General features: G+C 59.4%; 11 protein-coding genes and 1 pseudogene. 7 read left to right on the forward strand and 5 right to left on the reverse strand.

Going from position 1 to position 11,778, the window contains the following annotated elements; translation table 11 throughout:
• Positions 1-146 (reverse strand): annotated as a pseudogene (locus VGP75_RS11210) (RNA polymerase factor sigma-32); the annotation flags it as partial.
• Positions 147-240: 94 nt separating this feature from the next.
• Between VGP75_RS11210 and cobU the strand changes: the two are divergent.
• Genes cobU through VGP75_RS11230 form a run of 4 tightly spaced genes read left to right on the forward strand, consistent with a single transcriptional unit; the run spans position 241 to position 3,647 of the window.
• Positions 241-765, forward strand: a complete 525-nt coding sequence (gene cobU / locus VGP75_RS11215) for a bifunctional adenosylcobinamide kinase/adenosylcobinamide-phosphate guanylyltransferase (RefSeq protein WP_327543745.1) — start codon at positions 241-243, stop codon at positions 763-765.
• A complete protein-coding gene (locus VGP75_RS11220; RefSeq protein WP_327543746.1) occupies positions 762-1,331 on the forward strand; it encodes a histidine phosphatase family protein in 570 nt (189 codons plus the stop codon). The genes cobU and VGP75_RS11220 overlap by 4 nt, the downstream gene beginning before the upstream one ends.
• A gap of 59 nt (positions 1,332-1,390) precedes the next feature.
• Positions 1,391-2,080, forward strand: a complete 690-nt coding sequence (locus VGP75_RS11225; protein ID WP_327543747.1) for a glutathione S-transferase — start codon at positions 1,391-1,393, stop codon at positions 2,078-2,080.
• Between the two features lie 52 nt (positions 2,081-2,132).
• A complete protein-coding gene (locus tag VGP75_RS11230) occupies positions 2,133-3,647 on the forward strand; it encodes a YifB family Mg chelatase-like AAA ATPase (protein ID WP_327543748.1) in 1,515 nt (504 codons plus the stop codon).
• On the opposite strand, the gene VGP75_RS11235 is transcribed toward VGP75_RS11230, so the two are convergent.
• From VGP75_RS11235 to rsmI, 4 genes are all read right to left on the reverse strand, one after another.
• A complete protein-coding gene (locus VGP75_RS11235; RefSeq protein WP_327543749.1) occupies positions 3,617-4,504 on the reverse strand; it encodes an alpha/beta hydrolase in 888 nt (295 codons plus the stop codon). The two genes, VGP75_RS11230 and VGP75_RS11235, sit on opposite strands and share 31 nt — an antisense overlap.
• 1 nt (position 4,505) lies before the next feature.
• Positions 4,506-5,450, reverse strand: a complete 945-nt coding sequence (gene gshB / locus VGP75_RS11240) for a glutathione synthase (protein WP_327543750.1) — start codon at positions 5,448-5,450, stop codon at positions 4,506-4,508.
• A 66-nt stretch (positions 5,451-5,516) separates the two neighbouring features.
• Positions 5,517-5,873, reverse strand: coding sequence for a YraN family protein (locus VGP75_RS11245; RefSeq protein ID WP_327543751.1), 357 nt, complete (start codon positions 5,871-5,873; stop codon positions 5,517-5,519).
• Entirely contained in the window at positions 5,870-6,730 is an 861-nt protein-coding gene (gene rsmI / locus VGP75_RS11250; protein WP_327543752.1) for a 16S rRNA (cytidine(1402)-2'-O)-methyltransferase, read from the reverse strand. The genes VGP75_RS11245 and rsmI overlap by 4 nt, the downstream gene beginning before the upstream one ends.
• A gap of 104 nt (positions 6,731-6,834) precedes the next feature.
• On the opposite strand from rsmI, the gene VGP75_RS11255 reads away from it, so the two are divergent.
• The 3 genes from VGP75_RS11255 to murJ all read left to right on the forward strand — a co-directional run.
• Complete coding sequence (locus VGP75_RS11255; protein WP_327543753.1) at positions 6,835-8,019, forward strand: penicillin-binding protein activator; 1,185 nt, start codon at positions 6,835-6,837, stop codon at positions 8,017-8,019.
• The gene (locus VGP75_RS11260) at positions 7,979-10,795 is read left to right on the forward strand and encodes a [protein-PII] uridylyltransferase (protein ID WP_414727798.1); all 2,817 of its coding nucleotides are present in this window, start codon (positions 7,979-7,981) and stop codon (positions 10,793-10,795) included. Before VGP75_RS11255 ends, VGP75_RS11260 begins: the two co-directional genes overlap by 41 nt.
• On the forward strand, positions 10,792-11,778 hold a 987-nt coding region (gene murJ, locus VGP75_RS11265), incomplete at its 3' end, for a murein biosynthesis integral membrane protein MurJ (RefSeq protein WP_327543754.1). The genes VGP75_RS11260 and murJ, both read left to right, overlap by 4 nt.

Below are 11,778 nucleotides of genomic sequence, written 5' to 3' on the forward strand. Positions count from 1 at the left end.
TAAGCTGTAATCAATCTGTGCAGCGCCTGTTCATCGCGCTGGTCACGCCATGCATAGGCCAAGGCCAATTCGGTCTCAGCATCAAGCAACTCTGCTTTCATCGCTGTCCGAGACAAAGTTTGATCAGAAAAACCGGTAACACCCATTGTTATTCTCCCAAGTCGCAGTGTGTTGCATTAACTTTGTTGTTTGAATTAGTTACGAAGGCGTTTCCGAAATGGATCAAAAAAAGTGAACACAATGCCATTGCCGAAACTTTCGCTTGTTCTTGGCGGAGCAGCCTCTGGTAAATCCGCTTTCGCGGAAAACCTTGTGCTGCAAAGCGGGAATGCGCCCGTGTATATGGCAACCGCACAGGTGTTCGACGATGAAATGGCCCAGAAGGTCGCGCGGCACCGTGACATGCGCGGAACGGGCTGGACGACAATCGAAGAACCTTTGGATCTTGGCCCCGCTTTGGCGGCAATCACACCCCGACAGACCGTGTTGATCGACTGCGCCACACTCTGGCTGACCAACGTGATTCTGGGCGATCACAACCTAGGCGAACACACTAATGCGCTGCTTGGGGCGATCGCCACCTGTCAGGGCCCCGTCATCGTCGTCTCGAACGAAGTCGGCCAAGGCATCGTACCCGACAACGCCCTGTCGCGCAAATTCCGCAATGCGCAGGGTGCCCTCAATCAAAGGATCGCAGCCGAGGCCGGTCTTGTGGTCGCCGTCATGGCCGGCCTGCCACTGGCTCTCAAGGGAACCCTCCCATGACCAAGCTCTGGCTGGTCCGGCACGGGCCGACACATGCCAAAGCGATGGTCGGCTGGACAGACCTGCCCGCCGATCTGTCAGACACCGCTGCCATCAGCCGCCTGCGCGCCTTCCTGCCTGACGCACCTGTTGTGTCCTCCGACCTCAGCCGCGCGATCACCACCGCGGATGCACTGGCCCCCAAAGTGCGCCTGCCCCACGCCCCCGACCTGCGCGAGATCAACTTTGGCGACTGGGAAATGCGCAATTTCGCCCAGGTAGAGGCCGAAGATCCGCAGAGAATCCGCGCCTACTGGGAAACCCCCGGCACCATCGCCCCGCCCAACGGCGAAAGCTGGAACGCGGTCCGTGCGCGCGTCGATCGCGCAATTGACGGATACCTGCGCGCGGGTCACCCCGATTTGATTGTTGTGGCCCATTTTGGCGTTATCCTCACCCAGCTTCAGCGCGCATTGGGTATCGGCGCCTATGAAGCCTTTGGGCACAAGATTGACAACCTGTCGGTCACAACACTGTCTTGCACGTCAACCGGCTGGTCCGCCGGTCACATCAATCACAAACCGTGATGCAGGACGTCACAGAATACTGATCGCCAGAACGCTTCCCGTACCGCTAACCTCACTGCATGACATATCAACTCTACATCGGTGATCGCACCTTCAGTAGCTGGTCCTTGCGGGGCTGGCTGATGCTGGAAAAATTCGGGCTGCCCTATCAGGCACATATGATCGGGCTCTACTCTGGAACGATGCAGGCGGACCTCGCACATCTCGCCCCTGCCCGCACCGTTCCCGTGCTGCAGACGGCCGAAGGATATGTAGTGACCGACAGCATGGCGATGGCCGAAACGCTTGCCGAAAACCATCCCGAACGTGCCCTTTATCCCCGCGATCCCGCCGCCCGCGCTCTGGCCCGTTCCATCACCGCAGAAATGCACAGCGGCTTTGGCGCATTGCGCAACGCCTGCCCCATGATGCTTGGTTTTGTCTGGGAGGGTTTCGTACCCTCCGACGCCGTCAAAGCAGACCTGCGCCGCATCGAAAACCTGTGGTCCCTTGCACGCGAAAGGCACGGACAAAACGGACCATGGCTCTTTGGCGACTATTCCTTGGCCGATGTGTTTTATGCCCCCGTTGCAATGCGGATCACCGCATATGATCTGCCGGTCAGCGATCAATCCCTCGCCTATGTTGCCGCCCATCTGTCCGACCCCGCATTTCTGGCATGGCGCAAGGAGGCGCTGAAGGAAACGCACAGCCCCTTTCCCTACCCATTGCCGCTTGCACAAAAGCCTTGGCCCGCTGAGACACGTTAACCTTTCTTAAAGACCAACGCCGTACCCGTTAACCATAAACGGGGAAAACGCCATGGTCGCTTTGGCCTACACAGTTGCATTCGAAGGGATCGAGGCGCGCCTCGTCGAGGTGCAATGCGCCGTGACACCTGGTATTCCGGCCTTTGCCATCGTGGGTTTGCCCGACAAGGCCGTCTCGGAGGCGCGCGAAAGGGTCCGCGCCGCACTCAGCGCGATGGCTATCGCCCTGCCGTCCAAAAGGATCACCGTAAACCTCTCTCCCGCCGATTTGCCCAAAGAAGGGTCGCACTTCGATCTGCCCATCGCACTGGCCCTGCTGGCCGCGCTGGAAATCATTCCGCAGGATGTCGCGTCCCAGACGGTCGCCTTGGGCGAATTGTCCCTCGACGGGACCTTGGTGCCTGTGGCCGGCGCACTCCCTGCGGCCATGGCCGCCGCCGAAGGCGACCGCACCCTGCTTTGCCCGCAGGCCTGCGGCGCAGAGGCGGCGTGGGTCGGCTCGGTGAACGTCATCGCCCCCCGCAGTCTGGCCGAAATGGTCCGACACTTCACAGGGCAGACCGTGCTGAGGCCGTCGGAACCGGGTGAGGTCCACGCACTGTCAAGATCACGCGACTTGTCAGAGGTCAAAGGACAGGAACGGGCCAAACGCGCGCTTGAGATCGCAGCAGCCGGGCGGCACCACCTGCTTTTGGTCGGCTCGCCCGGTTCCGGCAAGTCCATGCTGGCCGCCCGTATTCCGGGCATCCTCCCGCAATTGTCGCCAGCCGAAGCGCTGGAAACCTCGATGATCCACTCGCTGTCCGGGCTTTTGGACGAAGGCGGGATCAACCGCGAACGCCCGTTTCGGGAACCGCACCACACCGCGTCGATGGCCGCCATCGTCGGCGGTGGCCGCAGCGCCAAACCCGGTGAGATCAGCCTCGCGCACAACGGGGTGTTGTTCATGGATGAATTTCCCGAATTCCCCCGCACTGTGCTTGAAACCCTGCGCCAGCCCATTGAAACTGGCGAAGTGGTCGTGGCGCGCGCAAATGCCCATGTGCGCTATCCCTGCCGCTTCATGCTGGTCGCGGCGGCCAATCCCTGCAAATGCGGCTACCTCGCCGATCCGGCCCGCGCCTGCACGCGTGCACCGATCTGTGGCGAGGATTATCTGGGGCGTATTTCAGGCCCGCTGATGGACCGGTTCGATCTGCGTGTCGAAGTACCTGCCGTCGCCTTTACCGACCTCGACCTGCCTGAAGCCGGCGAAAGCTCGGCCGATGTCGCCAGCCGCGTCCATAAAGCCCGCGACATTCAAACCGTACGGTTTGCAGGGCATGGCACTGCACGGGTCAATGCCGACGCCGAAGGCCATCTGTTGGATGAAATCGCAACACCTGATGCGGAAGGACGCGCACTCCTGCTCAAGATCGCGGAACGCTTTGGGCTCTCGGCACGTGGATATCACCGCGTTTTGCGGGTGGCGCGGACAATCGCGGATTTGGAGGGTGAAGCGAATGTTCACAGACCCCATGTGGCCGAGGCCGTCAGTTATCGTTTAGCGATGACCAAAGAGGTGTGAACGAAGCTGGCCACGTCGCGCAATGCCACCCGCGCCTGCGGCAAAAGGCGGGCGAAAAACACCAAAACATGCGGGGCGCTTGGCAGGATCTGCAACTGCGCGGCAGGCCCCAGCTTTTCGGCCATCCGCTTTGCATCGTCAAAGAGTGCCTCATCGCCACCAACCTGGATAAGTACTGGCGGTGACTGATCGAAAACAGCAAACAGGGGTGATGCACGCGGGTCTTTGGGATCCGCGCCAGCAAGGTAGCGTGCCACTACCTCAGGCATCCGCCCAACGGGCAACAGGACCTCCGGCGCTTTGTGCAGGCTCTGACCCGAGAGCGTCAGATCGACCCAAGGTGAAAAAGCGAAAGCCGCTGCAGGGCGCTGACCCGTCGCACATAGATGGGCCAGAAGCGCCAGCATCAGACCACCGCCCGCGCTATCACCACCCAAAACAATATCGCCCGGCCGATAGCCTTTGGCCATCAGCGCATTCCATGTGGCAACGGTATCTTCAAAGGCAGCAGGAAAGGGTGCCACCTGCAGCAACCGATAATCAGGCGCACAAACGCGCAATCCGGTGACCTTGGACAAACGGCCCAGCAGACCGCGATAGGCCTGACCACTCCCGGCAAAATAGGCGCCGCCATGCAGATAGAAGATCACCTTGCGCGGTGCTGGCCGCCCTACACTGATCCAATGCAGGCACAACCCGCGAATGTCTTCTGTCAGGTGACACAGGAACGGCGGTGGCGGGCAAGCCACAGGTCCTATCCGTTCAAATTTCCGCGCCTCTCGCTCAGGATTGCTGGCACGTCCCAACAGTGGTTTAACACCATAGCGCAGCGCAAGGTTCAAAAGCGCAAGGCGCACGTCAGCCCGCCTTGCGCGCCTCGATCGCCTGCCAGATCTTTTCGGCAATGTTGACACCGTCAAAGCGCTCCAGCTCCTGAATGCCGGTGGGTGATGTGACGTTGATCTCGGTCAGCCATTTCCCAATCACGTCGATGCCGACGAAAATCTGGCCCTTCTCGCGCAAGAGCGGCCCGATCCGCGCACAAATCTCGCGGTCGCGGTCGGTCAGTTCCACTTTTTCGGGGCGGCCACCCACATGCATGTTCGAGCGGGTTTCGCCCGCGGCAGGCACACGGTTGATTGCGCCAACCGGTTCACCATCGACAAGGATCACACGCTTGTCGCCCTTGGACACATCTGGCAAAAACTGCTGCATGATCAGCGGTTCGCGGTTGATGCCGGAAAAAAGCTCGTGCAGCGACGCAAGGTTACTGTCGCCGCCCTTCATCTTGAAGACACCAGCGCCACCGTTGCCATAAAGCGGCTTCAGGATCACATCACCATATTGCGCACGGAATGTCTTGAGCGTCTCAAGATCACGCGCAATCATCGTGGGCGGGGTCAGATCCGGGAAATTCAGTACCAGAAGCTTTTCAGGATAATTGCGCACCCAGAACGGATCATTCACCACCAACGTCTTGGGGTGGATCATGTCCAGAATATGGGTTGTGGTGATATAGCTCATGTCGAACGGCGGATCCTGCCGGAGCCAGACCACATCGAATTCCGAAAGGTCGACATATTGCTCATCGCCCAGCGCAAAGTGATCGCCTTTGACGCGCTGCACCGTGAGCGGCCAGCCCTTTGCCATCACGCGGCCCTGATCATAGGCGAGTTTGTCAGGCGTATAATAGAAAAGCCTATGCCCCCGCGCCTGCGCTTCCTCGGCAATGCGGAACGTGCTGTCAGCATCAATATTGATCGGCCCAATCGGGTCCATCTGGAAAGCGATCTTAAGCGTCATGGCGGGCCTCTTGCGTTATCAAGCTGGCATGTTGATGGCCCAGCCTGCGCGCAGGTGCAATGGGCGTCAGAATTCCATAAAGGCGTTTTCAATCACTTTGAGGGCACCAAAACCGTTCACAACGGCCAGATCAAAGCGCACATCTGTCAACTGTCCGCGCGGCTCATTGGCCAAAAACTCGCCCGCACTGGCCACGATCCGGGCCATTTGCCGCTGCCCCAACCGCGCAGCAGCCGCAGCAAAGCTCCGGCTTTTCTTGACCTCGACAAAGACCACAGTGTCACCGTCACGCACAATCAGGTCTATTTCACCTGCCGCACCGCGCCAACGCCGCGCGGCAATCGCATGATCGCGCTTGGTGTAATCACTGGCGACAATATCCTCAGCCGCCAATCCCGCATGGTATCCGACAGATCCGCTCATTCGTCTTCCCCTAATTGCAACGCAATCTGGTAAACCTGCCTACGGGGCAGACCCAAAGCACCGGCCACAACAGTCGCCGCATCTTTCACGCGCATTGTTTTCATCGCTTCACGCAGCGCCCCATCAATATCGCCATCAGCCACCTCAACGGCACCAGCACGGCCCACGAGTACGACGATTTCACCTTTCACCGACCGATCAGCAAAATCATCAGCCAGCGTTGCCAGCGACCCGCGCGTGACCTCTTCGAATTTCTTCGTCAATTCACGGCAAACCACCGCTTCTCTTTCATCCCCCAGAATATCGCGCAAATTAGCTAACATTTCCCCAACGCGTTTCGGGCTTTCGTAAAATACCAAGGTGAACGGGATATCGCGCAGTGCTGCGATTTCGTTCTCACGCTGTTTCTTGCCCGCTGGCAGAAAGCCGACGAATGCAAAACGATCGGTAGCGAGGCCCGACACGGTCAAACCTGCCAGCACCGCAGAGGCCCCCGGTGCGGTCGTCACCTCCACCCCCTCTTTGATGGCAGCACGGCCCAATTCATACCCCGGATCAGCCACCAAAGGTGTGCCTGCCTCCGAAACATAAGCCACTGATTTTCCTGACTTCATATCCGCAACCAGTCGTGCGACAGCCCCTTCACCGCTGTGATCGTGAAACGCTACGACCTTGCGCCCATTGAGTGGCACCCCGTGTATTTCCATCAACTTGCGCGCTGTCCGCGTATCCTCGGCGGCAATCAAATCAGCAGATGCAAGAAGATCGAGCCCACGCAAAGTCATGTCGCGCGCCGATCCGATTGGCGTGGCCACAAAATACAGACCGGCAGAGAGTGGCTTGCTTATAAAATTCATCTCTGGACCCGCTGGCCCCCTGCTTTATGATGGACCTCAACATCGCGGCGGGACATGAGGCTTCGGCCAACTGCCGTTCGCGCGAAACAGGAGGAATACCACGCATGTTTGCTCGTTTCAGCAACGCCCGCAAGTCGCTCGCGCGCTTTTTTGCATTTACCGCCCTGCTCTGGCTGGCGGCCTGTGATGTCACTTTGGCCCCTGACGCCAATGTTGGCCGACAGATCGACCCGGATGCGCCGATCGAAGTGGCCCTGCTGGTGCCCGGCGGTTCAGCACAGGAAACCGACAATCAACTGGCGCGGAATTTTGAGAATGCGGCCCGCCTTGCGATCGCGGACCTACAAGGCGCAACCGTGGATCTGCGTGTCTACAACACCGCCGGTGGCAACCCGCAACAGGCCGCACTGGCCGCGACACAAGCAGTCAATGAAGGAGCAAAGATCATTATCGGACCGCTTTATGGCGAGGCGGCAAATGCCGCTGGCGTCGCCATCGCGGGGCGGAATGTGAACGTGCTTGCCTTCTCGAACAACAGCGCCTTCGCGGGTGGCAACGTGTTCATTCTGGGGCAGACATTCGACAACACCGCAGATCGTCTCGTCCAGTTCGGCACGCGTCAGGGCATCAACCGCTACTTTGTCGTTCATGGCGATAATCTGCCTGGCCGCGTCGGCCGCGATGCAATCACTTCAGCCATCCAACGGAACGGTGGCGAGGTTTCCGGCGTCGACAGTTACCAGTTGTCACAGCAAGGTATCTTTTCCGCCACACGCCGGATTGTGTCCAACGTCCGCAGTTCGGGCGCGCAGGGTGTCTTTACCACGGCCAGCGCAAATGCCGATTTGCCGATCCTTGCAACAGCTCTGCCCGATGCCGGTATGGATACAGACCGCAGCCGCTTTATTGGTCTGACCCGCTGGGACACACTGCCCCAGATGGCGGCACTGCCCGGGCTTGAAGGCGGGCTTTTCACAGTCCCCGATCCCGGACCGTCGACACTTTTTGCCAACCGCTATGCCGCGACCTATGGCGAAACACCGCATCCTTTGGCTGGCCTTGCCTATGACGGAATCGCCGCGATCGGTGCGCTTGCAGCGGCTGGCAACACACAAGCCGTGACCAAAGAGGCCCTCATCCAACCACAAGGGTTCCGCGGTACGTCTGGTGTCTTCCGTCTGCTGCCCAATGGTCTTAACCAGCGCGGCCTTGCCGTTGCTACATTTCAAAACAATCAGGTTGTAATCCTTGACCAAGCCCCAAGAAGTTTTGGCACCCCCGGCCTCTGAACACGCAGCATCAGCAGCACCAAGCACGCCGGACAGTTTGATCTGTCCGGCGTCCGTCATTTTTGACAATGACGCGGTGCAAGCCCAGATCGACGCGGCCATTGCCGCCGCTTCATCCGAACGCGACATCCGCGCCGCAACCGTTGCCACACTGGCACAAGCGCGCCGTAACGGCATGGCCCAGATCGCGGCAGCCTTCGAGGCGCAGCCCTTTGCATCGCGCCCGACGACCCGCGCCTATAGCTGGCTGACCGACCAGATCGTGCAGACGGTGCTGGACGTGGCGCAAAAGCACCTGCACCCGCTGCCCAACCCCACCGAAGGCGAACGCCTGTCGCTGATCGCTGTGGGCGGATATGGCCGGGGCGAGATGGCACCCTATTCGGATGTCGATCTGCTCTTTCTGACGCCTTACAAAATCACGCCTTGGGCCGAAAGCGTGATCGAATCCATGCTCTACATGCTGTGGGATCTGAAACTGAAGGTCGGCCACGCCAGCCGCACGGTCAAAGACTGCCTGCGACTGGCGAAGGAAGATTACACGATCCGCACGTCGCTTGTGGAATACAGGTATCTGGCCGGCGATGCCGATCTGGCTGCGAAACTCGGCCAACGCCTCTGGAACGACCTGTTCAAAACAACCGCCAGCGATTTCATCGAAGCCAAGCTGGAAGAACGCGCCACGCGCCACCGCAAACAGGGCGGGCAGCGCTACGTCGTCGAACCCAATGTGAAGGAAGGCAAGGGCGGGCTGCGTGATCTGCAATCCCTGTTCTGGATCAGCAAATATATCAACGGTGTTAAAGACGCTGCCGATCTGGTCAATCTGGGGGTCTTTACAGCCGAAGAATTTGAAACCTTTGTCACCGCCGAAGATTTTCTTTGGGCGGTCCGCTGTCATCTGCACCTGATCGCGGGGCGCCCTGTCGACCAGTTGACCTTTGACATGCAGGTTCAGGTGGCAGACGCGATGGGATACACAGACCACGGCGGCCGCCGCGGCGTTGAACACTTTATGCAGGCCTATTTCCGGCAGGCCACCCATGTGGGCGAACTGACGCGGATCTTCCTGACGGCACTCGAAGCCAACCACACCAAGCAAGAACCCGTGCTTGTGCGACTTCTCGCGCGGCGCAAGAAAGCCAAGCCGCCATACGCGATCAAGCAAAACCGGCTAACGATTGCCAACGAGCGGGATTTCTTTGCCGACAAGGTGAACATGCTGCGGATCTTCGAAGAGGCGCTGCGCACGGGCACATTGCTGCACCCTGATGCGATGCGGCTGATCTCGGCCAATCTGCACCGGATCGACGAAGACCTGCGCAACGACAAAGAGGCACGGCGTATCTTCCTTGATCTGCTATTGAAACACGGAAACCCCGAACGGGCGTTGCGCCGTATGAACGAATTGGGGGTACTGGCCGCGTTCATCCCTGAATTCGCGCCCATTGTCGCGATGATGCAGTTCAACATGTACCACCACTACACGGTGGACGAACACACGATCCAATGCATCAGCAACTTGGCCCAGATCGAACGCAAGGAACTGATCGAGGAATTGCCGGTCTGTTCGGGCATTCTGGAACGCGGCGTGAACCGCAAGGTGCTTTATGTGGCGCTCTTGCTGCACGATATCGGCAAAGGGCGTGACGAGGACCACTCGATCCTCGGCGCACAGATCGCGCGCAAGGTCGCACCTCGGCTGGGACTGAACAAGAAGGAATGCGAGACGGTCGAATGGCTGATCCGCTATCACCTTTTGCTGTCGGATGTGGCGCAGAAACGCGACATCTCTGAACCGCGCACTGTGCGCGGCTTTGCCAAGGCGGTGAAATCGGTCGAGCGGCTGGATTTGCTGACCACCCTCACGGTCTGCGATATTCGTGGCGTCGGCCCAGGCACATGGAACAACTGGAAAGCTGTTCTGATCCGCAACCTTTACAAAGCGACCAAATCGGCGCTGGAAACCGGCCTTGAAGACCTCAACCGTGAAAGCCAAGAGGCCGAAGCGAAACGCGCCTTGCGCGCCGAGCTTGCGGATTGGGACAAGAAAGCGCTCAAAACCGAGATCGGTCGCCACTATGGCACCTATTGGCAGGGGCTTCCGCTCTCGGCGCAAGTTGTCTTTGCAAGACTGCTGTCCGAGATCAATGACAATGAGATCAAGATCGACCTTATGCTCGACGAAGACCGCGACGCGACCCGCGCCTGCTTTGCCATGGTCGACCATCCCGGTCTCTTTAGCCGCATGACGGGCGCCTTGGCGCTGGTCGGGGCCAACGTCGTGGATGCGCGCACCTACACATCCAAAGACGGCTATGCGACGGCTGTTTTCTGGATACAGGACGACGACGGCAACCCTTATGAGGCCGCACGGATGCCGCGCCTGCGCACCATGATCGAGCGTATCCTGCGTGGTGAAATCGTCGCCAAAGAGGCGCTCAAAGACAAAGACAAGATCAAGAAACGCGAACGCGCGTTCCGTGTGCCCACAACGATCAGCTTTGATAATGAAGGGTCCGAAATCTACACGATCATCGAGGTCGACACCCGCGACCGGCCGGGACTGCTCTATGACCTGACGCGCACGCTGGCCAATAATCACGTCTATATCGCGTCAGCCGTGATCGCAACCTACGGCGAGCAGGTTGTGGATACCTTCTACGTCAAAGACATGGTCGGGCTGAAATACTACAACGAGGCCAAGCGCGCATCGCTGGAACGCAAACTGCGCGAAGCCATCGCCCAAGGCGCCGAGCAGGCGGTGGCAGGATGAAACCCATCCGTCTGATGGCTGGCTTTTTCACCGTCGGCATCTGGACATTGCTGAGCCGTGTCGTGGGCTTTGTGCGTGACATCATGATCGCGGCCTACCTTGGCACCGGCCCCGTGGCCGAGGCGTTCTTGGTGGCCTTCTCGCTGCCCAATCTCTTCCGCCGCTTTTTTGCTGAAGGCGCGTTCAACATGGCCTTTGTGCCGATGTTTTCCAAGAAAGTCGAAGCCGGCGAAGACGCCCGGCGCTTTGCACAAGATGCCTTTGTCGGCCTTGCGGGCGTGCTGACAGTCTTTACGGTGATCGGTGTCATCTTCATGCCCGCGCTTGTGACATTGATGGCCAGCGGGTTTTTGGGCACCGAGCGTTTCGATCTGGCTGTCTATTACGGCCGGATTGCCTTTCCCTATATCCTCCTCATCTCGCTGACGGCACTGCTGTCGGGGGTTCTGAATGCCGTGGGCCGGTTTACCGCAGCGGCAGCCGCACCTGTCCTGCTGAATGTCATCTTCATCCTGGCGCTCATCATCACCGGTTTGACCGGCGATTATACTGCCCCCGATGCCCAATCCACCATCGGTCAGTCCCTTGCAGTGGCCGTGCCAATCGCCGGTCTTGCCCAGCTTGCGCTGGTATGGGTTGCAGCCAAGCGCGCGGGCTATTCCCTGCGCCCGGGCATGCCCAAGATCACCCCCGAACTCAAACGCCTCGCAATTATCGCAGCCCCCGCTGCCCTTGCGGGCGGTGTCGTGCAAATCAATCTCCTCGTCGGTCGCCAAGTCGCCAGCTTCTTTGAAGGCGCTGTTGCATGGCTGAGCTACGCCGACCGGCTCTATCAACTGCCCCTTGGCGTGGTGGGGATCGCGATCGGGGTTGTGCTGCTGCCCGATCTGTCGCGCCGCCTGCGCGCGGGTGATGATGCAGGCGGGCAAGACGCCTTTAATCGTGCCTCTGAAATCAGCCTTGCCCTGACCATTCCCGCCTCT

Origin of the sequence: Yoonia sp. (assembly GCF_036007805.1) — a bacterium.
Lineage (GTDB): Bacteria > Pseudomonadota > Alphaproteobacteria > Rhodobacterales > Rhodobacteraceae > Yoonia.